We start from the raw sequence: 23,300 nt of genomic DNA, 5'->3' as shown, positions 1-23,300 counted from the left end.
GGAGATGAGTATAAGGGGCAGGGGGGGGGCGGCGGGGGAATGGGCTCGTGCAGGCGCGGTGCGCTCCAAGAGCGGCGCGAGGATGCGCGCGAGCCCCTCCACCTCGGGGGGATGCAGCAGCGTGTAGTGGTCGCCAGGGACAGGGTTCAGGTCCAGGCGTGGGGTGAGGGCGGCCCAGCCGCGCGCGTCCGGATTGCCGGAGTCCGCGCCGACGATGAGCGTGAGGGGCACCGGCAGCGGTGTGAGCGTGTGTCTTGCGAGCGCGCGGACGTTGGCGGTGAAGACGCGGAGCAGGATGCGCAGCTCCTCCAGTCCGGACTCCGCGGAGAAGAGGCCGGTCCGCTGACCTTCGGCATGCAGGTGGTGCAGCAGCGCCTCCGGTCCGCCACCGATGACCTCCGCGGGAAGGCGGGGGGGCAGCCCGGCGAGGCGGGCCAGGTCCAGCGCGAAGTGGAGGGCCAGCTCCGAGTCGTCATCCCCCAGGGAGGCGAGGGCCGGGCTGGGCTCGATGAGGGCGAGCAGCTCCACGACTTCACCGGCCTGATGGAGGTGGCGCGCCATCTCCGCCGCGATGACGGCGCCGAGCGACCAGCCTCCCAGCCGGTAGGGGCCGTGCGGTTGAACGGAGCGGAGCGCCTCGACGTAGTGCCGGGCCATGGCGTCGATGGAGTCCAGCGGCGGCAGCCGGCCGTCGAGGCCCTGTGCCTGGAGGCCGTAGACGGGCTGCTCCGGGCCAAGCCGCCGCGCGAGGTCCGCGAAGGCGAGCACGTTGCCTCCCGCCGGGTGGACGCAGAAGAAGGGCTGGCGGGTCCCTCCGCGCTGGATGACGACGAGCGAGGAGGATGCTGGGGCCGGCCCGCCATCGAGGACGGCCGCGAGCTGTTCGATAGTCGGGGCCTGGAACAGCGCGGCGAGCGGGAGGCTCTTGCCGATCCGCGCGCGGATGCTCGCGGCCAGACGGACGGCGAGCAGTGAGTGCCCACCCGACGCGAAGAAGTCGTCGTGGATGCCGACACGCTCCATCTGGAGCAGCTCCGCCCAGAGCGTGGCCAGCAGCGCCTCGGTGGGAGTGCGCGGGGGGACGTAGCCGAGAGAGGAGGCTTGGGCGTCGGGAGGCGGAAGGGCCCTGCGGTCGAGCTTGGCCTGGGAGGTGAGGGGGAGCGAGTCCAGGCGCACGAAGGCGGAGGGCACCATGTACTCAGGGAGGCGGTGCAGGAGGAAGGCGCGCAGGCTGGAGGAGGCGAGGGTATCCGGAGCGGTGACGTAGGCGACGAGGCGCTTGTCGCCGGGGACGTCCTCGCGCAGCAGGACGACGGCCTGACGCACGTCGGGGTGGATAAGGAGGGCGGCTTCGACTTCGGGCAACTCGATGCGGAAGCCGCGCAGCTTCACCTGGGAATCGAGGCGGCCGAGGAACTCGAGCGAGCCGTCCGGGCGCCAGCGGGCCTTGTCGCCCGTGCGGTAGAGACGCGCGCCTGGCTCCTCGCTGAACGGATCCGGGACGAAGCGCTCTGCGGTGAGGGAGGGCTGTTCGAGGTAGCCGCGAGCGAGGCCGTCACCGCCGATGAAGAGCTCACCGGGCAGGCCGACGGGAAGCGGAAGGCCGTGGGCGTCGAGGACGTAGACGCGGGTATTGGCCAGAGGCCTGCCGATGGGCAGCGAGGCACCGGGGAACGAGGAGTCTTCTAGCTGGAAGGCGGTGGCGAAGACGGTGGACTCGGTGGGGCCGTAGCCGTTGATGACGGGGAGGTGGAGGGCCTCAAGGACGCGGCGCGCGTGAGGAAGCGAGACGACGTCGCCACCAGTGAGCAGGTGCTTGAGAGGGCGCAGGCCGTCGAGGTGGCCATCGACCATCTGGGAGAAGAGGCCGGAGGTGAGCCAGAGGGTGGTGATGGAGAAGCGCCGAAGCAGGGCGCCCAACTCCTCGAGCGAAGGAGGAGGGGGCGGGGCGATGACGAGGCGGGAGCCGTGAAGCAGGGCGCCCCAGATTTCGAAGGTGGAAGCGTCGAAGGAGATGGGGGCGAGCAGCAGGAAGGACGCGTCGGGCCCGAAGTGGTGGAGGCCCGTGCCGAGGAGGGTGCGAAGGACGGCGCGGTGAGGCGTGCCGACGCCCTTGGGCCTGCCGGAGGAGCCGGAGGTGAAGTCGATATAGGCGAGGCTCAGCGGCAGGGCGGAAGGCGCAGGGGCATGTGAGGGCAGGGCCTCCAGCGGGACTTCCTCCAGCACTACGTTGATCAGTGCCTCGGGGAGCGTGCCCAGGAGCGCGCGGGATGTGAGGAGGAGATGAGGACGGGCGTCCTGCACCATGGCCGCGAGACGCTCACGCGGATAGCTGGGGTCCAGGGGCACGTAGGCGCCACCAGCCTTGAGGATGGCGAGCAGACCGACGACGAGCTCCAGCGAGCGCTCCAGGGCGATGGCCACGCGCGAGTCGGAGGAGACGCCGAGGCCGCGCAGGTGGTGGGCGAGGCGGTTGGCCCGCTCATCCAGTTGCCGGTAGGTGAGGCGCGCCTCTCCGAATTCAAGTGCGAGCTTCTCGGGGAAGCGGGCGACGACCTGGGCAAAGACTTCAGGAAGGGTGGAGTCCCGCGGGTAGCTGGCCTCGGTGGCGTTCCACTCCACGAGCACCTGGCGCCGCTCGTCCTCGCCGAGCATGGAGACGTTGACCAGGGGCGCGTCGGGCCGCGCCAGCAGTGCATCCACGAGGCGGCCGAAGTGCGCGGCCATGCGTGAGGCGGTGCTCGCCTCGAAGAGGTCGGTGTTGAAGCCGAGGGCACCCTGGAAGCCCTCGGGGGAGTCGGAGAGGATGAGCTGCAATTCGAACTTGGAGGTGGAGGACTCCACATCCAGGGGATGCAGCGAGAGGGCCTGCTCGCGAAGGGGCGAGGCCGGAGCGTTCTGCAGGGCGAAGAGGGCCTGGAAGAGCGGAGCGCGGCTCAGGTCGCGCGCGGGCTGAAGCTCTTCCACCAGCCGCTCGAAGGGGACGTCCTGATGGGCATAGGCCCCCAGCGCCGTCTCCTTCACCTGTCGCAACAAGTGGACGAACGACTTCTGCCCATCCACCTGGATGCGCAGTGCCAGCGTGTTGACGAAGAAGCCGATGAGGTCTTCGAGCTCCGCGCGCTGACGACCGGCGATAGGAGAGCCGACGGTGACGTCCTGCTGGCCAGCGTAACGGGAGAGCAGCACCTGGAAGGCGCCCAGCAGCAGCATGAAGGGCGTGACGCCCTGCTGGAGACCCAGGGCCTTGAGTTGGCGGGATGTCTCAGCCGTCAGGACGACGGGCACCTGCGAGCCGTTGGAGGACTGCACGGGAGGCCGGGGCTTGTCCGTGGGCAACTCCAGCGGAGCGGCGCCGGAGAGCTGCTGCTTCCAGTAGTCCAGTTGCGTCTGGAGGACGTCGCCTCGCAGCCACTGCCGCTGCCAGACGGCGTAGTCGGCGTACTGCACGGGCAGGGGTGGCAGCGGGGAAGGCTTGCCCTGGGAGAAGGCTTCGTAGAGGGCGGCCACTTCGCGCACCAGCACGCCCATGGACCAGCCGTCGGAGACGATGTGGTGCAGCGTCAGTGCGAGCACGTGCTCGGTGGGACCCAGGCGCCAAAGCTTCGCGCGAGCCAGGGGACCGGAGTCGAGCTGGAAGGGCCGTGAGGCCTCCTCGCGCAGCTGCGGCTCCAGGGCAAGGGCGCCCGGCTCCACGACGACGAGCGGCAACTCCGCCGTGGCGGAGATGCGCTGGAGCGGTTGGCCTTCGTGCTGGACGAAGGTGGTGCGCAGGGCTTCGTGACGACGCACCAGATCACCCAGCGCGCGTTGCAGCGAGGCCTCATCCAGAGGGCCCACCAGCCGCACGAAGGTGGGCATGTGGTAGGCGGCGCTCAGCGGCTGCAACTGGTCGATGAACCAGAGGCGCTGCTGGGCGAAGGAGAGGGGCAGGTCCCCGTCACGCGGGACGGGACGCAGGGCGGGGGCCCGCGTGCGCGTGGCGGAGTCGATGCGCGCCGCGAGCGCGGCGACGGTGGGCGCTTCGAAGAGCGCTCGCACCGGCAGCTCCACCTCGAAGGCCCGGCGGATCCGGGAGATCAGCTGCGTGGCCAGCAGCGAGTGGCCACCGAGCTCGAAGAAGTGATCGTGAATGCCGAGGCCATCCCGGCCCAGCACCTTCTCCCAGAGCGAGACCAGGTGGGTCTCCAGCGCGTTGCGCGGGGGCTCGCGGGTCGCGGAGCCGCGTGGGACTTCCGGCGCGGGCAGTGCCTTCCGGTCCACCTTGCCGTGGGCCGACAGCGGCAGGGCTTCCATTGCCACGAAGGCGGACGGCACCAGGTACTCCGGCAGCCGCTGGCGCAGGTGGTCGCGCAGCGCCGCGGTGTCCAGCTCCGCGGGCACGACGTAGGCCACCAGTCGCTTGTCTCCCGGGACGTCCTCGCGCACCAGCACGGTCGCCTCGGTGACCGCGGTGTGCTCGCGCAGCACCGCCTCCACTTCGCCCGGTTCGATGCGGAAGCCGCGCAGCTTCACCTGGAAGTCCATGCGCCCCAGGAACCTCAGCGTGCCGTCCGCGCTCCAGCACACGCGATCCCCGGAGCGGTACAGCCGCTCGCCCGGCGCCGCCGCGAAGGGATTCGGCACGAAGCGTTCAGCGGTGAGGGCCGGCCGCCCCAGGTAGCCTCGCGCCAGGCCGTCGCCGCCGATGTACAGCTCGCCCGGCACCCCCACGGGGACCGGCTGCATCGCCGCGTCCAGCACGTAGACCTGGGTGTTGGCGATGGGCCGGCCGATGGGCACGGAGCCGCCCACGGCGTCTCCGGGAACCATCACATGGCAGGTGGTGAAGGTCGTGCTCTCCGTGGGCCCGTAGCCGTTCACGAGGCCGCGCGACAGGGCCAGCCGCTCGCGAACCCGCGGCACGGGGAGCACATCGCCTCCGGCGAGGAGCTGCGCCACGGACGCCAGGGCCCGGGGCTGCTCCTGCTGCATCTGGTCGAAGAGCGCCGCCGTCAGCCAGAGCACGGACACCCGATGCCGGAGCAGCGCCTGGCCCAGCTCCTCCAGCGCCGGAACCGCCTGGGGAAGGAGCACCAGCCGGCCGCCGTGCAACAGCGCACCCCAGATCTCCAGGGTCGAGGCGTCGAACGCCAGCGGCGCGAGCTGCAACACGACTTCCGAGGGCCCCAGCTTCACGAAGCGCGAGCCGATCAACAGCCGCACCACGCCCCGGTGAGGAATGGCCACGCCCTTGGGCGTCCCCGTAGACCCCGACGTGTACGTGACATACGCCAGCTGATCCGCATGGATGGGCGTGTGGAGCGCCTCCGCCGGCTGCCGTGCCATCTGGTCCCCGTCGGAGTCCAGGCACACCACCGGGCGCGAGGACTCCGGAAGCACCGGCGTCAGGGCTTGCTGCGTGAGCACGGCCGCCACACCCGAATCCTCGATCAGGAACGCCAACCGCTGGGCCGGATAGGAGGGATCCAGCGGCACGTAGCAGCCACCGGCCTTGAGGATGCCCAGCAGCCCCACCACCAGCTCCACGCTCCGGTGGAGACACACCCCGATGCGCGGCTCCGGGCCCAGGTCCAGCGTCAACAGGAAGCGCGCGAGCTGATTGGACCGCGCCTCCAGCTGTCGATAGGTGAGCGTCGCCCCTTCTGCCTCGACGGCGATGGCGTCCGGAGTCCGCAGCGCCTGCTCGTGGAAGAGCGACTGGATGCTGGCGTCGCGTGGGAAGTCGGATGCGGTGGCGTTCCACTCCACGAGCACCTGGCGCCGCTCGTCCTCGCCGAGCATGGAGACGTTGACCATGGGCGCGTCGGGACGCGCCAGCAGCGCGTCCACGAGGCGGCCGAAGTGCGCGGCCATGCGCGAGGCGGTGCTCGCCTCGAAGAGGTCCGTGTTGAAGGCGAGCGTGCCCCGGAAGCCCTCGGGGGTGTCGGAGAGGATGAGCTGCAATTCGAACTTGGAGGTCGCGGTGTCCGCCTCCAGGGGATGTAGTGAGAGCGCCTGCTCGCGAAGAGGCTCCGTGTCGGGTGCACCTTGCAGGGAGAAGAGGACCTGGAAGAGCGGGGCGCGGCTCATGTCGCGCGTGGGGTGAAGCTCCTCCACCAGCCGCTCGAAAGGGACGTCCTGATGGGCGTAGGCCCCCAGCGCCGTCTCCTTCACCTGCGCGAGCAGGGCGCGGAAGGAGAGGGCGGGGGCCATGCGCGCACGAAGCACCAGCGTGTTGACGAAGAAGCCGATGAGGTCTTCGAGCTCCGCGCGCTGACGACCGGCGATGGGCGAGCCGACGGTGACGTCCTGCTGGCCAGCGTAACGGGAGAGCAGCACCTGGAAGGCGCCCTGCAGGAGCATGAAGGGCGTGACGCCCTCCTGGAGACCCAGGGCCTTGATTCGACGGGATGTCTCAGCCGTCAGGACGACAGGCACCTGGGCGCCGTTGGAGGACTGCACGGGAGGCCGGGGCTTGTCCGTGGGCAACTCCAGCGGAGCGGCGCCGGAGAGCTGCTGCTTCCAGTAGTCCAGTTGCGCCTGGAGGACGTCGCCTTGCAGCCACTGCCGCTGCCAGACGGCGTAGTCGGCGTACTGCACGGGCAGGGGTGGCAGCGGGGAAGGCTTGCCCTGGGAGAAGGCTTCGTAGAGGGCGGCCACTTCGCGCACCAGCACGCCCATGGACCAGCCGTCGGAGACGATGTGGTGCAGCGTCAGCGCGAGCACGTGCTCGGTGGGCCCCAGGCGCCAGAGCTTCGCGCGAGCCAGGGGACCGGCGTCGAGCTGGAAGGGCCGTGAGGCCTCCTCGCGCAGCTGCGGCTCCAGGGCAAGGGCGCCCGGCTCCACGACGACGAGTGGTAACTCCGCCGTGGCGGAGATGCGCTGAAGCGGCTGGCCTTCGTGCTGGACGAAGGTGGTGCGCAGGGCCTCGTGACGACGCACCAACTCATCCAGCGCGAGTTGCAGCGAGGCCTCATCCAGAGGGCCCACCAGCCGCACGAAGGCGGGCATGTGGTAGGCGGCGCTCAGCGGCTGCAACTGGTCGATGAACCAGAGGCGCTGCTGGGCGAAGGAGAGGGGCAGGTCCCCGTCACGCGGGACGGGACGCAGCACAGGGGCCTGCGTGCGCGCGGCGGAGTCGATGCGCGCCGCGAGCGTGGCGACGGTGGGCGCTTCGAAGAGCGCGCGCACCGGCAGCTCCACCTCGAAGGCCCGGCGGATCCGGGAGACCAGCTGCGTGGCCAGCAGTGAGTGGCCGCCGAGCTCGAAGAAGTCCTCCTCCACGCTGATCCGCTCCGCGCGCAGCAGCCCCGCCCACAGGGCCGCGAGCCGCTCCTCGGTGGAGGTACGCGGGGCGATGAAGGCCGCCGCGCGGATCGTGTCCGCCGGCGCGGGCAGGGCCTTGCGATCCCGCTTGCCGTTCGAGGTAAGCGGCATCGCTTCCAGGTGCACGAAGGCGGCAGGCACCATGTAGGCCGGCAGCCGCTCCTGGAGGAAGGCTCGCAGCGTCCCGGCGGGCACGGGCTCCGCCGCACTCACGACATAGGCCACGAGCCGCGCATCCCCGGGCATGTCCTCGCGCGCCACGACCCAGGCCTCACGCACGCCGGGGTGCTCGCTCAGGGCCGCGGTGACTTCTCCCGGCTCCACGCGGAAGCCGCGCACCTTCACCTGGAAGTCGACGCGACCGATGAACTCCACGCGCCCGTCCGGCAGCCAGCGCACCCGATCCCCGCTTCGGTACATGCGCGCGCCCGGCAGCGGGCTGTGCACGTCCGGCAGGTAGCGCTCCGCGGTCAGCTCGGGCCTGCCCAGGTAGCCGCGGGTCACCTGCGCGCCGCCGATGAACAGCTCGCCCGGGATGCCCACGGGCACGGGCCGCAGCCCTTCGTCCAGGACGTACAGCCGCGTGTGCGCCAGGGCCCGGCCCAGTGGCACCGGGGCCTGGGGCCGGATCTCCGCCGGACCCGCGATCACGCCCACGGTCGTCTCCGTGGGGCCGTAGTGGTTGAGCAGCTCGCAGTCCGGCGCCAACGCGCGCACCTGCTCCAGCAGGGCCGGCGAGGAGGACTCGCCTCCCAACACCAGCTTCCTCCGGGGCAGGACGTGCCGGGGCTCGGCCGCCGTCAGCAGCGCCGCCAGGTGCGAGGGGACGATCTTCATGCAGTCCACCGCGTGGCGCTGGAAATACGCGGCCACCTCCGCGGGACTGCTGGCCAGCTCCTGCGGCAGCACGTGGAGCAGGCCTCCCGTGCACAGCGCGGGGAAGAGCACCGTGTTGCCCAGGTCCGCGGCGAAGGTGGAGACGAGCGCGAAGCTCGCGCACTCCTCCAGCCGCAATCTTTCGGTGGCGGCCCGCACGTACTGGAAGAGCTGCGCATGCTCCACGGCCACGCCCTTGGGCCGGCCCGTGCTGCCCGACGTGAAGAGGACGTAGGCCAGTGACCGCGCGGTGGCGCCGTGGATGGGCGCTTCCCGTGGCTGGGCCGCGAGCAGCTGCGCGTCCGTGTCCAGCTGGACCACGTGCGCCGCCAGCGAAGTGAAGGCCTCCGCGTGACGGGACGCGGTCACGACGACGGGGGCGGCGACCTCCTCCACCAGGGACCGCAGCCGCTGCGCGGGTTGGGACGGCTCCAGCGGGACGTATGCGCCCCCGGCCTTCCAGACCCCCAACAGGGCCACCACCATGTCCACCGAGCGCTCCAGGCACAGCCCGACGCGCACCTCGGGCCCCACGCCCAGCGAGCGCAGCCGCCACGCCAACTGGTTGGCGCGCGTGTCCAGCGCTCCATACGTGAGCACCTGATCGCCGCAGGCGACCGCGGGCCGCTCCGGGTTGCGGGCGGCCTGCGCCTCGATGAGCGCGTGCAGGGGGCCTGGCGCGACGAAGGCGTCCGCGGTCGCGTTGAAGCCTTCCAGCACCTGCGAGCGCTCCGCGGCGGACAGCAAGGACAGGCCGCCCACGGGTGCATCCGGCGCGGCGAGCGCGGCCTCCGTCACGATGCGCAGGTGCTCGCCCATGCGGACGATGGTGGCCGCGTCGAACAGGTCCGTCCGGTAGAGGAGCTCCCCGGCCAGGCCCTCGGGTGTCTCCGCCAGCGAGAGGTTCAGGTCGAACTTCGCCGCGACGACGTCCGACTCCACCGGACTCAACTCCAGCGCGGAAGCGCCCCCCTCCACCTGGATGGCGGCGTCCGGCGTGTTCCTCAGCGTGAACATCACCTGGAAGAGAGGGGAGTGACGAAGGGAGCGCTGAGGCTGGAGCTCCTCGACGAGCTTCTCGAAGGGGAGGTGCTGGTGCTCGAAGGAGGAGAGGGTGGAGGAGCGGACTTGGGAGAGGAGGTGGAGGAAGGAGAAGTGGGGATGGATGCGGGAGCGGAGGACGAGGGTGTTGACGAAGAAGCCGATGAGGCCCTCGGTCTCGGAGCGGGTGCGGCCGGCGATGGGAGCACCGACGCTGACGTCGTCCTGTCCGGAGTAGCGGGAGAGGAGCAGCTGCCAGAGAGCGAGCAGGGCCATGAAGGGGGTGGCGCCTTGCAGCTGGCAGAAGCGGAGGAGGCGGGAGGTGAGGGCCTGGGAGAAGTGGACGGGGACAAACGCGCCGCGAGAGGACTGGAGGGCGGGGCGAGGCCTGTCGGTGGGCAAATCCAGGAGAGAGGGGGCACCGGAGAGCTGCTGCTTCCAGTAGTCCAGTTGGGCCTGGAGGACGTCGCCCTGAAGCCACTGACGCTGCCAGGAGGCGAAGTCGGCGTACTGGAGACCCAGGGGCGTAAGAGAGGGAGAAAGGCCTGAGGAGAAGGAGGAGTAGAGGGAGGCCACCTCGCGAACGAGCAGGGCCATGGACCAGCCGTCGGAGACGATGTGGTGCATCGTCACCACCAGCACGTGCTCCTCCGCGCCCACTCGCAGCAGCAGGGCTCGCAGCAGCGGCCCACCCGCCAGGTCGAACGGGCGCTGCGTCTCCGCTTCGGCGCGTTGCCGGACGCGGGCCGCGCGCTCCTCATCCGGAGCCTCCGACAGGTCCACCGCTGGCAGCGCGAACTCCGTCGGGGGCTGGATGACCTGCACGGGCTCGCCGTCCTTCGTGGCGAAGACGGTGCGCAGGGACTCGTGACGCTCGACGAGCCCGCTGAAGGCCCTGCCCAGTGCGCCCCGGTCCAGACGTCCGCGGATGCGCAGCACCGTGGGGATGTTGTAGGCGGTGCCACCGGGTTCGATCTGCTCGATGAGCCACAGGCGCTGCTGCGCGAAGGACAGCGGCAGGGCGCCCGTGCGTGGCACTGGCAACAGGGGTGGGGCCCGCGATGCGTCCTCGGGCCGTGCGGCGTCCAGCCTGCGTGCGAGCGCCGAGAGCGTCGGCGCTTCGAAGATGGCTTGCAGCGCCAGCTCCACGCCGAAGTCCGCGCGGATGCGGGAGACGAGCTGGGTGGCCAGCAGGGAATGACCTCCCAGCTCGAAGAAGTGATCCTCCGCGCCCACCTGCTCCACCTGGAGCAGCGGCGCCCAGAGCGCGGCGAGCCGTTCTTCCGTGGGCGTGCGCGGGGGCACGTGGCCCGGAGTGCCGCTGGCGCGGAGCTCGGGTGAAGGCAGGGCCTGCCGGTCCACCTTGCCACTGGAGGTGAGCGGCAACGCCTCCAGCACGACGAACGCCGCGGGCACCATGTACTCGGGCAGACGCTGCTGGAGGAACGCGCGCAGCCCGGCAGCGTCCGGGGTCCCGTCCCCGCTCGGCACCACGTACGCGACCAGTCTGGGCAGCCCCGGTGCGTCCTCGCGCACCAGCGCCACGGCCTGGAGCACGGCCGCGTGCGCCTGCAACGCGGCCTCCACCTCTCCCAGCTCGATGCGGAAGCCGCGCAGCTTCACCTGGAAGTCGGTCCGGCCCAGGTACTCGATGTCCCCTTCCTGCCTCCAACGCACGCGGTCTCCGGTGCGGTACAGCCTCGCGCCGGGCTCGGTGCCGAAGGGGTCGGGGAGGAAGCGCCCGGCGGTGAGGTCCGGACGGCCCAGGTAGCCGCGTGCCAGTCCCACGCCCCCGATGAACAGCTCCCCGGGCACGCCCACGGGCACCGGCCGCTGGTTCGCGTCCAGCACGTAGAGCCGCGTGTTGGACCACGGCTTGCCGATGCCGGGCGCGTCCGCGCGGACCGGCCCTGGTGTGATGGAGGCGCAGACGGTGGCTTCGGTGGGGCCGTAGGCGTTGAGCAGCGTGCGGCCCTCGCTCCAGCGCCGGGCGACCTCCGGGGACAGGGCCTCGCCCGCGGAGATGACGGTGCGCAGGCTCGCGAGGTCTCCTGACGTCAGCTGTGCCAGCACCGACGGCGTCAGCGTGACCGCCGTGATCTCCTGCTCGGACAACAGCGCGCGCAGGGGCGCGTCCGGCAGCAGCCGCTCCCGGGGGGCCAGCACCAGCGTGGCGCCCGCGAGCAGCGGCGCGAAGGTCTCCAGGATGGCGGCATCGAAGGTCGGGGACGCGAACTGGAGGACGCGGCTCGTGGCGGACAGCGCATGGGCCCGGACCGCCGCGAGCACCGAATTGCACAGCCCCCGGTGCGCGAGGAGCGTGCCCTTGGGCCGGCCGGTGCTGCCCGAGGTGTAGATGACGTAGGCCAGGTGCCCCGCGTGGACCTCTACCCCCGGTGGCGTCGTGGGGTGACGTGAGATGGCCGCCGCGTCCGCGTCGAAACAGCACGGCACGCAGGACGAGGACAGGGGCAGCACGTCCAGCAGCGCGTCCTGGGTCAACAGCACCTGGAGCCCGGAGTCCTCCAGCATCAGCGCGAGCCGCGCGGCGGGGTGGGCGGGATCCAGGCAGAGGAAGGCACCGCCCGCCTTGAGGATGGCGAGCATCCCCACCACGCCCTCCACCGAGCGCTCCACGCACAGCCCCACGATGACCTCGGGGCCGACGCCCAGCGCACGCAGGTGGTGCGCGAGTTGGTTCGCGCGCGCGTCCAGTTGGCGGTACGTGAGGTGTTGCGATTCGAAGACGACCGCGCGCGCGTCCGGCGTGCTCCGGACCTGGGCCTCGAACAGCGAGTGCAGGCTCGCCTCGCGTGGGAAGTCCGCGTCGCTGGCGTTCCAGTCCACCAGCAGCGCCTGCCGCTCGGCGTCCGTGAGCAGGGGCAGCTCGGACAACCGCAGGTGGGGGCTTCGCAGCGCCCCCTCCATCAGCACGTGCAGGTGGGTGACCAGGCGCCGCGCTGTCTCCGGGCGGAACAGGTCGCTGGCGTACTCCAGCGTGCCCGTCAGGCCCCGCGGCGTGTCGGTGAGCACCAGCGTCACGTCGAAGCGGCCCGTGCCGCCCTCGATGGGGACGGGCTCGAAGCGCAGCCCCGGCGCTTCCAGCGTCCCCATGGGCATGTTCTGGAACGTGAAGTTCACCTGGAAGAGCGGCGAGCGCGAGGGATCCCGCTCCGGCCGCAACGCCTCGACGAGCTTCTCGAAGGGCAGGTCCTGGTGGGCGTGCGCCTCCAGGGTCGTGTCGCGCACGCGGGCGAGCAGCTCGCGGAACGTGGGGTCCGCGTGCAGGCGCGTGCGGTACACCAGCGTGTTCACGAAGAAGCCGATGAGCGCTTCCTGCTCCGCGAAGCGGCGGCCGGCCATGGCGCTGCCGACGCTCACGTCGTCCTGGCCCGAGTAGCGGCAGAGCAGGGCCTGGAATCCGGCCAGCAGGGCCATGAACGGGGTGACACCCTCGGCCTGGCACAACGCGGCCAGGGACTCGGAGAGCGCGCGCGGCAGGGCGACGGGCACCGCGTCGCCCCGGAAGGACGCCACCGGCGGACGCGGGAAGTCGGTGGGCAGCGTCAGGAACGCGGGGGCGCCAGCCAGTTGCTGACGCCACCAGCGGATCCGCGACTCCAGGGCTTCCCCCCGAAGCCACGCGCGCTGCCACGCGGCATGGTCGGCGTACTGCACTGGCAGTGGGGCCAGCGCGGAGGGCTGTCCGGAAGCGAAGGCCTGGTAGAGCGCCACCATCTCCCGGACGAACACGCCCAGCGACCAGCCGTCGGAGACGATGTGGTGCATCGTCACCACCAGCACGTGCCGCGCCTCCGCGATCCGGATCAGCACCGCGCGCAGCAGGGGCCCCGCGGCGAGGTCGAACGGACGCAGCTGCTCCTCGGCCGCGAGCCGGTGCGCCTCCGCTTCGGGAGCGTCGCGGGACGACACGTCCATGACCGCCAGCCGGAAGGCCGCCGGCGGGTGGATGCGCTGGAGGGGCGCACCGCCGTCCGCGTGGAAGGTGGTCCGCAGCGCCTCGTGCCGGCGGAGGAGCTCCGTGAAGGACTGCTCCAGCGCGGCCGTGTCGACGCGGCCCTCCAGGCGGAGGGCGGACGGCATGTTGTAGGCGCTGCCTCCCGGGTGGAGCTGATCAAGGAACCAGAGGCTCTGCTGGGAGAAGGACAGCGGCAGGGGCCGTCCGTCGCGGGGCACGGGCGTCAGCGGCGGGAGGACGCTCGCGGGAGCGCCCGCGGTCCCGGCGTCCACTCGCTCCGCGAGCCTCGCGGGCGTGGGCGCTTCGAAGAAGGCGCGCAAGGGCAGCTCCACGGCGAAGGCGGACCTCACGCGCGCGAGCACCTGGGTGGCCAACAGCGAGTGGCCGCCCAGCTCGAAGAAGTCATCGTCCACGCCGAGCGCGTCGATGCCCAGCATCTCCTGCCACAGCTCCACCACGCGGCGCTCGGTGTCGCCACGGGGGGCCATGTACGGGGTCGCCAGCGGTGGGCGGGGATGCCGTCCGGTGTCCCGGGCCAGTGAGCCGCCCTCCGGATCCGGCGCCGTCCCGGACGTCCCAGCGGTGTCCGGCTCCTCCGCGCGCGGCGGGCCCCGGGAGATCCACCAGCGTCCCCCCTGCGCAGAGGCGTTGATCAGGCCCAGCAGGACCGGGATGACCTCCTCCCGCCACGCATCCAGGTCCGCCACGTACCAGCGCGGGCCCTGGCCCCGGTTCTGCTCCGCCGCGAAGGTGTCCATCGCGGCATGCGCGGCGGCCAGCACGCCACGTCCCACGCCTCCCACCACGGCCGTCAGCGAGGAGCACACCATCACGAAGTCCGGAGCACGCCCCTGGAGGGCCCCGGCCAGCGCGCCCAGCGCCCCCACGCGGGAGCGGAAGACGGGCGCCCACGCCTCGGCCGTGGCGTCCGCCAGGGATTGCCTGCCCGCGCCCGCCGCGCCCTCCGGCACGAAGAAGACGCCGTGGAGCGCGCCGAAGCGGGCCTCGGCGGCGAGCAGCCCCTGGAGGAGGGGCTCGGGCTCACCCGCGCCCATCGGCACGAGGAGCACGCCCTGCGCCCCCGCGCGCTCAAGGCCCCCGAGGCGCTCCAACTGGGACGCCTGGGGCACGGTATCGGTCAGCAGCACCAGCCGCGCCCGCGCGCTTGTGGCGAGCGCCTCGGCCAGGGCGAGGCCTCCGGCTCGCAGGTCTCCCATGACCATGTACACGCCGCCCTCGCGCAAGGGCGAGGTGCGCGGCGGGACGACCGGCTCGAACGACTCCGTGAAGCGGTGCGGTCCGCGCAGCGCGACCATGGCTGGCCCGCCCGCGCCCAGCTCCGCCATCAGCCGCTCCGCCCAGCGCGGACCTTCCTCCGGCCGTGGCGCGCTCACGTCGATGGCGCGGCAGCGCAGCCCCGGGTACTCCTGGGACAGCACCCGGCACACGCCGGACGCGGTGGCCTGCCATGCGCGCAGCGGCTCCTCGCCCGTCACGTCCTGGGCGCCGCACGTGAGCACGGCCAGCGTCACAGGCCGCTTGGCCGCGCCCGGCCCCAATCGCCGCGCGATCCCCAGCAGCCCGTGAAGCACGCGGTCCACCGCGCCCGGGCCCTCCGCCGGAGCCAGGGGCCACAGGAACGCGACGTGGTCCGGGCTCCCGCCGGCCGCCAGCCACTCCTTGAGCGGCGCCCAGGGCGCGTCCGGACCCAGCGCGAGGACGTCCGCGCCCCGTGCCTCCAGCCGCCGCGCGATGCTTCCGCCAGGGGCGTTCGCATCCTCGAGCACCAGCCAGCGCTGAGCGTCGAAACGGGGGACGGGGGCGCCCGCGACGCGCTGCCACGTGGGCACCGCGCACTCGAGCGCGGGCGTGACGTCCTCGCGGGGGACCTCGGACACGGCGAAGGCCGGAAGCCGGGCACCCGGAACGGACGCGACCGCGAGCAGGTCGAAGCGCTCCCGCTGGAAGGGGTAGGGCGGCAGCGGAACGCGGCGGCGGGGCTCCTTGCCGTACAGCTTCGCCAGGTCGATGGAGGCGCCGGCCAGCCAGAGCCGGGCGGCGGTCTCCGTCAGGTGCAGCCAGGCGTCCTGGCCGTCGCGCGGGCGGGGCAGCGACGTGAGGGCGGTGGCGGGGTTGCCCGGGGGCGCGCACTGCCGGACGAACGTTCCCAGGGCCTGGCCCGGACCGACTTCCAGATAGAGCCGCTGCGCGCCCGCGAGCAGCGTGGTCGCGGCCTGCGCGAAGCGGACGGGTTCGCGCAGGTGGCGCGCCCAGGTGCGTGGATCCGTGGCCTGCGCGGCGGTGATCCACGTCCCGGTCAGGCTGGAGACGTACGGCCGCTTCGGCGGCGACAGGCGCACGCGCGAAAGCTCCTGGAGGAAGCCCTCCACCATGGGCGCCACGGCCTCCGAGTGGAACGCGTGCAGGGCGCGGATCCGCCGGGTGCTCACGCCCCTGGCGGCCAGCGTCGCCTCCAGCGCCTCCAGCGCCTGGAGGGGCCCCGCCACCACGACCAGCGCGGGCGCGTTCACCGCCGCGACGGACACCCCCGGCGGCAGCAGCGGCGCGAGTGCGTCCTCCGGCAGGGACACCGACAGCATGCCCCCGGGCGGCAGCGCATCCATGAGTCGTCCGCGCGCGGCCACCAGCGCCAGCGCGTCCGGGAGCGAGAAGACGCCCGCGAGGCACGCGGCCACGTACTCGCCCGTGCTGTGGCCGGCCATGGCCTCCGGCTCCACGCCGAACGAACGCCACAGCTGCGCGAGCGCGTACTCCACCGCGAACATCGCGGGCTGCGCGAAGGTCATCCGCTCCAGCAGCGCGCCCGCCTCCTCCGGTGCCCGGTCCGGAAACAGCACGGAGCGCAGGTCGTGGCCCAGGTGCGCGGCCAGCCCGTCCCGGCACGCGTCCAGGTGCTTGCGGAAGACGGGCTCCGCTTCGTACAGCGCGCGGCCCATGTCCACGTGGTGGCTGCCGTGGCCCGGGAAGAGGAACACCACGGGGCGGCGCACGTTCACGCTCGAGCCCCCCAGGTGGCGGCGGGGATCCACCAGCGCGGCCCGCGCATCCTCCAGGTCCCGGCAGAGCAGCGCGCGCCGGTGCTCGTGTGTTCGGCGGCCCCGCTGGAGCGTGGACGCGACATCCGCCAGCTCCAGGCCCGGGGTGCGCTCCAGGTGCGCGGCGAGCCGGGCGGTGGCGTCCTCCAGCGCCTGGGGTGTGCGCGCGGACAGCGGAAGCACGTGCCACGCGCGCCGGGTGCCGGCGGCCTTCGCGCGCGGCGGCTCCTCCAGCACCACGTGGACGTTGGTGCCCCCCAGGCCGAACGAGCTGACCCCGGCCCGGCGCTTCACTGCTCCGTCCCACGGCCTGGGCTCGGCGGTGACGAAGAAGGGGCCACCGTCGAAGTCGATGGCGGGGTTGGGCTGCTGGAAGTGGGGCGTGGGGGGGATGACCGCGTGCTTCAGGGCCAGCACCGTCTTGAGCAGCCCCGCCACGCCCGCGGCGGAGTCCAGGTGGCCGATGTTCGCCTTCACGGTGCCCAGCACGCAGCGCTGCGTGCCCGACCGCGGGCCGCCGAAGGCCTGATTGAGCGCGGCGACCTCCACCGGGTCGCCCAGGGCCGTCGCCGTGCCGTGCCCCTCCACGTACTGGAGGTCCTCCGGCTCCACGCCCGCGACGCCCAGCGCCTCCGCGATGGCGGCCGCCTGGCCCTCCACGCTGGGCGCGGTGAAGCCCGCCTTGGCGGAGCCGTCATTGTTGACGGCCGACCCCAGGATGACCGCGTGGATGGTGTCGCGGTCCCGCACCGCCTCCGACAGGCGCTTGAGCACCACCACGCCCACGCCCGAGCCGAAGATGGTGCCCTGCGAGCGGGCGTCGTACGCGCGGCACAGCCCGTCCGGGGAGATGATCATCCCTGGCTGGTACGCGTACCCGGCCGTCTGCGGAAACGCCACGGAGACGCCGCCCGCGAGCGCCATCTCGCACTCGCCCGACAAGAGGCTCTGACAGGCCAGGTGCACCGCCACCAGCGCGCTGGAACAGCCTGTCTGCACGGTGGCGCTCGGCCCCCGCAGGCCCAGCCGGTGCGAGGTGCGCGTGGCGACGAAGTCCTTGTCGTTGGCGAGCGACAGGTTGTACAGGCCCACCGTCTGCAACAGCTCCGGACGCCGCAGGAGCGCCTGGAACAGGTACGAGCTGGTGCTGGTGCTCGCGAAGGCGGCGATGGCCTCGGGGAAGCGCTCCGGGTCGTAGCCGGCGTCCTCCAGGGCCTCCAGCGCCGTCTCCATGAAGACGCGCTGCTGCGGATCCAGCACCTCTGCCTCGCGCGGGCTGTAGCCGAAGTACCCCGCGTCGAAGTGCGTGGGCCCGTCCAGCGGATACGCGGCGCGCACCCAGTCCGGCCGCTCGCGCTGGGCCCGAGGCACCCCGGCCTGCTCCAGGTCCGCTTCGGTCAGCTCGCGCCGGGAGTGCACGCCGCGCCGGAGGTTGTCCCAGAAGGCGTCGAGCGTGGGCGCGCCCGGAAAGCGTCCGGACATGCCGATGATGGCGATGCGCTCCACCGTGTCCGCCGTCTCCTCAGACATCTCCATCCCCGTCCAGCTCCAGGTCCGGCTCCAGATCCACGCCTTCGTCCGCGTCCCGCGCGGGCGCGGCCACCGTCCTGCGCGCGAAGGCCTGCCGCCGGCGCGACCGGTCGCGTCCGGACTTCGCCCCGCTGTCGGAGCCGCCGCCCTGCGCCATGCGTTCCGCCAGGGCCCGGACCGTGGAGTGCTGGAAGAGCACCGTCAGCGGCAGCTCCACGCCCAGCTCCGCGCGCAGGCGCTGGTGCAGCCGCAGCGCGAGCAGCGAGTTGCCACCCAGCTCGAAGAACGGATCATCCAGGCCCACGCGCTCCACCTGGAGCACCTCGCTCCAGAGCCGGGCCAGTTGCTCCTCCCGCTCCGTGCGCGGCGCCTCGAAGGTCCGCCCCGAGTCCAGCTGACCGCTCGTGGGCGGCGGCAGCGCGCGCACGTCCAGCTTGCCGTTGGCGGTGAGAGGGAACGCGGGCACGGCGACGAAGGCGGAGGGCACCATGTGCGGCGGAAGCCGCTCCAGGAGGAACGCGTGCAGCGCCGTCGCGGTGGGCGGCTGTCCCGCCGCGGCCGGGACGAGCCACGCGACGAGCCGCTGGCCCCCCGCGGGCGTGTCCTGGATGAGCACGGCGGCCTCCTCCACCGCGGCGTGCTGGCGCAGCGCCGCCTCGATCTCCCCCAGCTCGATGCGGAAGCCCCGCAGCTTCACCTGGCCATCCAGCCGGCCCAGGAACTCCAGCTCTCCGTCCGGCCGCCAGCGCACCCGGTCTCCCGTGCGGTAGAGGCGCGCGCCCGGCTCGCACGCGTAGGGGTCCGGCACGAAGCGCTCGGCCGTGGTGCCCGGCAGGTTCAGGTAGCCGCGGGCCAGGCCCACGCCGCCCACGCACAGCTCCCCGGGGACCCCCACCGGCACCGGCGACAGCCGCGCGTCCAGCACGTACACGCGCACATTGGGGATGGGGCGGCCCAGCGGCGGCGCGCGGCCCTCTGGCCGGACCTCCGTCGCGGTGGCCGTCACCGTCACCTCCGTGGGCCCATAGCCGTTGATGAAGCGCCGGCCCTCGCCCCAGCGCGCCACCAGCTCCGCGGTGCACGCCTCGCCACCGGAGAAGACGGTGCGCAGCGCTGGCAGGCCCGTGGCGTCGGTGGCCGCGAGCGCCGTGGGGGTGGCGTTGAGCACGGTGATGGCCTGTTGCTTCAGCAGCTGATGCAGCGGCTCGCCGGGCATCAGCCGCTCCACCGGCGCCAGGCACAGGGTGCCGCCGGCGGTGAGGGTGGCGAAGATCTCCTCCACGGACACGTCGAAGCCGGGGTTGGAGAACTGGAGCACGCGCGAGCCCGGGCCCAGCTCGCTGACGCGCGCCTCGTGCACCACCAGGTTGCAGGCCGCGCGGTGCGTGGCCACGACGCCCTTGGGCTGGCCCGTGGAGCCGGAGGTGTAGATGACGTAGGCGGGGCCGTCCGGCAGGGGCGCTCCGGGGGGCGCCCCTGGGTGGGCCGCGTCCGGGACCCCGTCCTCGAAGCACACCGCGCGAGTGCCTGTTTCGGAGGGCAGTCCCGCGAGCAGGGGCCGGTGGGCCAGCAGCACCTTCACCGCGGAGTCCTGGAGCATGAAGGCCAGCCGCGCCGCGGGATAGGTGGGATCCAACGGGACATAGGCGCCGCCCGCCTTGAGCGTCGCGAGCATGCCCACCACCATGTCGAACGAGCGCGCGGCGCACAGCCCCACGTACGTCTCCGGCCCCACGCCCAGCCCACGCAGGTGCCAGGCCCACTGGTTGGCGCGCGCGTCCAGCTGCCGGTAGCTCAGCGCTTCGCCCTCGAAGGTGAGCGCGGGGGCGTCGGGCGTGCGGCGCGCCTGGGCCTCGAAGAGGGTGTGCAGACCGTCCTCGCGGGGGTAGGGCGCGGAAGTGCCGCTCCACGCCCCCAGCACCTGCTCGCGCTCGTCCGGGGTGAGCAGGGGCAGCCGCGACAGGCGCTCTTGCGGCGCGGCCAGGGCTCCCTCCAGGAGGCGGACCAGGTGCGCCAGCATCCGGCGGACGGTGCCGGGCTCGAACAGGTCCGTGGGGTACTCCGCGGTGAGGCGCAGCCCCTGGGGCAGGTCCTCGGCGATGAGCGTCAGGTCGAACTGGGCGGAGCCCGTGTCCACCGGACGCGCCTCCAGCTGGAGTCCGGGCGCCTCCAGAGGCGGAAGCGGCGCGTTCTGGAGGACGAACATCACCTGGAAGAGGGGCGCGCGGCTCGGGTCGCGGCCCGGCTTGAGGGCGTCCACCAGCCGCTCGAAGGGAAGCTCCTCGCGGGCGAAGGCGTCGAGCGCCACCGGCTGGAGCCGCGCCAGCAGCTCCCGGAAGGACGGGGTGCCCGACAGGTCCGTGCGCAGGACGACCGTGTTGACGAACAGGCCGATGAGCCCCTCCAGCTCCGCGCGGGGGCGGTGGGCCACGGGCGTTCCGACGGCGAGGTCCTCCTGGCCGGTGTAGCGGTGGATCAGGGTCTGGAACGCCGCCAGCAGGGTGACGAACAGCGTGCGGCCTTCCTTCCGGGCGAACCCCTTGAGGTCCGCGGTGAGCGCGGCGGGCAGCTCGAGCGCTTCGCGTGCGCCGCGCGTGCCCAGCACCGCCGGGCGCGGCTTGTCCGTGGGCAGCTCCAGCAACGCGTGGGGGTCGATGCGCTCGCGCCACCAGGCGAGCCGCGCATCCGCCTCCGCGCCCTCCTGGGACCGGCGCTGCCAGCTGGCGTAGTCGCCGTACTGCAGCGGCAGCGGAGGCAGCGCGGAGGCCTTGCCCTCCAGGAAGGCCGCGTAGAGCGCCGTCAACTCGCGGACGACGACGCCCATGGACCAGGCGTCCGACACCCCGTGGTGCATGGCGAAGAGCAGCAGGTGCTCGCGCGCGGACAGCCGGAAGAGGCGCGCCCGGAACAGCGGCCCCCGTTCCAGGTCGAAGGGCTCACGGGCCACCTCCGCGACGCGCTGGAAGGCCCGGGCCTCCCGCTCTGGCTGGGGAAGTGGCTGCAGGTCCTCCACCGGGAGCGCCGCCTCCAGCGCCGGTGCGACGAGCTGCACGGGCCGTCCGTCCGCCAGCGCGAAGGTGGTGCGCAGCGCCTCATGGCGGAGCACCAGCGCCTGGAGCGCGCGTTGGAGCATCGGCGCCTGGAGATCGCCCACGAGCCGCACGGCCACCGGCATGTTCAGCGCCGCCCCCCCGGGGCTCCACTGTTCGAGGAACCACATCCGTTCCTGCGCGAAGGAAAGCGGAGCGCGCCTGGGGGCCGCGACCTTCTCCTGGAGGAGCTTCGCCAGCAGGGCCCGCTTGTCGTCCGAGGGTGACGTCATGGTTTCCATCATCGCCCCGGAGGGCATGAAAACGTTGAGAACCCGGCGAATGTCTCATGAAACATCCCGGGCTCCGACAGGCCGCCGGGCTTCCCGCCTCGCGGCGACTTTTGACTCAGTGGGGTGGGGGCCTTGACGCCGCGGTCCGCTCGCCTGGGCCCTGGAGCACGTGAACATCCTGCAAGTCTTCGACGTGGGCTCGGATGGGGACCGGCACTCCCTGACGGTGGAGCTGCTGGAGGGGAAGGACCTGTGTCAGGTGATGCAGGAAGGGCGCCCCACGCTGGCCAATGCCTTTGCGGTGGCTGTGGCCGCGGGTGCTCCCGCTCGTGGTGCCACGCCGCTAACGGGAGCCGATGAGGGCATGAATCAACGGTGCGGACAGGGCCCCCACGACAATGCTCGCGGCTCCCACTGCGTTCCAGGTGCTGAAGGGGCGCGTCGCGTGGATGGCATTCAGCCAGAACGTGGCGGTCGCGATGTCGTCATGAGCGGGTCTAGCTTTGCAAGGGGAACCCGGTGCGGCACGAAGCCATGCACAAGCGCGTGCGGAGCAGGGGATGGAGGCCGCGGGGTCTACTTCCAGGACCCCAGCGGCCACGACATGGAAGCCATCACCGTGCCCTACGGCGGCGGGTGATGGCTTCCATCGGGGCGGTCAGTCCACGTCCCGGTAGGTTGGACCGCAGTCCAGGGTATCGCACAGCTTGCAGAGGTCCCTCGGGGAGTCGCACAAGATACAGATGTCTGTATCGGTCGGGCACTGCAGGGCGTGGATGGGCTCCTGCTCCCGCGTGCGCAGGGCCTGAAGCTTCTCCGGGTTCAGCTGGAACTTGACGCCCTTGGCGACCTGCAGCGCGCGGAGCACCCGCTCCACGGAGGGAATCTCGTCGGGCTTCAGGTGTCCAAAGAGACGCTTCGCCAGCTCACTGTCGTTGGGCTTTTCATCACTCATGGATGTTGCTCCGGGGCGGGAAGACGCAGGGGGACCAGGTCGCTGCGGTGGTCAAGGTGGAGGGAGGCGTGGATCTGGGAGAAGACGCGGTGGATGGGGTCCGGCTTGCGCGGGTCCCCCGTCATGTGTTCGTTGACGGCCATGCAGGCGCTGCCACAACCCGGCGAGAGCGAGCACGTCGTGCACTGCTTCTCCTCGGGGGTGACCTTGGCTTCGAAGAGGCCGGAGCCACAGCCCGTGTGGGTGCTCCGATGGCAGCTCTCGATGTAGTAGCCGCGGCGGTCCACGTCGAAGCCGGAGGCCACGTGGCCGATGCGCTGGGCCTCCGCGTTGCGGAAGTAGCCCACGAAACGGTGGCACGGATACATGAAGCCTTGCGCGTCGATGGCCACCATCTTGCGGGCCGCGCCACAGCCGAAGCCGCGGCCCATCACGGACGTCATCTCGTCTTCGAGGTTGAACAGGTTGCCCACGCGGTAGGACGCGTCCCGCTTCAGGCCTTCAACCTGGTAGCGGTAGAGGCTCCCGAGCGCGTCGTAGTAGGTGGACAGCGTTTCTTCGTCCCAGGCAGCTTCGAACACCGGCGAGAAAGAGATCTTCGTCAGGCCGCGCTCCACGAGCCAGGCGACGGACTTCTGGAGGCTGGGAGCTGTCTCCGGCGTCACCGTGAGGCGGATGGTGGGCGAGAGGGAGACCAGCCGCTCCAGGTTGCGCTCGATGAGCTGGAACGAGCCCTCGCCGTTCACGAGCTTGCGATGGCGATCATGCTCCTCGGGCAGGCCATCCAGGCTGACGGTGACGCCCACCCGGTGCTTCTGCAGCAGCGCGACACGTGACTCGGTGAGGAGGGTGGCGTTCGTCGTGATGGAGAACACCATCACCTTGTGGGCTTCCTTCGCCCGGCGCTTCGCCTCGGTGGCGACGTAGTCCAGCAGGTCGGGTGCGAGCAGGGGCTCTCCACCGAAGAAGCAGATGGCGAGCTGCTTCTCGTCGCCCGCATGCGCGAACAGGAAGTCGATACTCCGTTCCGCCGTTTCCCGGCTCATGCGCTTGGCGTTCTTGTCGATGTAACAATACGTGCAACGCAGGTTGCATTGCTCCGTCAGCAGCATCGTCAGTGCTGACAGGGAGTGACTCTCCGAACGAAAGTCCGGACGCGGCTCCAGGTGTTGCTGCATTGGATGACCTCCCCCTCTGGTGATTCAGGTGCTGTGTTGAGTCTAGGACGTGTCC

4 protein-coding genes are annotated in these 23,300 nt (G+C 72.0%); all 4 read right to left on the bottom strand.

Translation table 11 applies throughout. The annotated features are described in order from the left end of the window. Positions 1–17,796: non-ribosomal peptide synthase/polyketide synthase (locus D7X32_RS19855; RefSeq protein ID WP_120604133.1), on the bottom strand; the 17,796-nt coding region annotated here is incomplete at its 3' end. Further along, on the bottom strand, positions 17,783–21,112 hold the full coding sequence (locus tag D7X32_RS19850; protein ID WP_158625719.1) for a non-ribosomal peptide synthetase: 3,330 nt from the start codon (positions 21,110–21,112) through the stop codon (positions 17,783–17,785). The genes D7X32_RS19855 and D7X32_RS19850, both read right to left, overlap by 14 nt. 658 nt (positions 21,113–21,770) lie before the next feature. Beyond that, the gene (papA, locus tag D7X32_RS19835; protein ID WP_120604131.1) at positions 21,771–22,067 is read right to left on the bottom strand and encodes a freyrasin family ranthipeptide; all 297 of its coding nucleotides are present in this window, start codon (positions 22,065–22,067) and stop codon (positions 21,771–21,773) included. Continuing rightward, positions 22,064–23,245, bottom strand: coding sequence for a PapB family radical SAM/SPASM ranthipeptide maturase (gene papB / locus D7X32_RS19830; RefSeq protein WP_120604130.1), 1,182 nt, complete (start codon positions 23,243–23,245; stop codon positions 22,064–22,066). Before papB ends, papA begins: the two co-directional genes overlap by 4 nt. Positions 23,246–23,300 lie beyond the last annotated feature (55 nt).

Origin of the sequence: Corallococcus carmarthensis, assembly GCF_003611695.1 — a bacterium.
Taxonomy (GTDB): domain Bacteria; phylum Myxococcota; class Myxococcia; order Myxococcales; family Myxococcaceae; genus Corallococcus; species Corallococcus carmarthensis.
Note: the sequence above shows the minus strand (reverse complement) of the source record. Positions and strands in the feature narration are given on the sequence as shown.

Coding starts and splice junctions, on each gene's coding strand:
- D7X32_RS19850 (WP_158625719.1), bottom strand. CDS start 21,112: ATGACGTCACCCTCGGACGACAAGCGGGCCCTGCTGGCGAAGCTCCTC.
- papA (WP_120604131.1), bottom strand. CDS start 22,067: ATGAGTGATGAAAAGCCCAACGACAGTGAGCTGGCGAAGCGTCTCTTT.
- papB (WP_120604130.1), bottom strand. CDS start 23,245: ATGCAGCAACACCTGGAGCCGCGTCCGGACTTTCGTTCGGAGAGTCAC.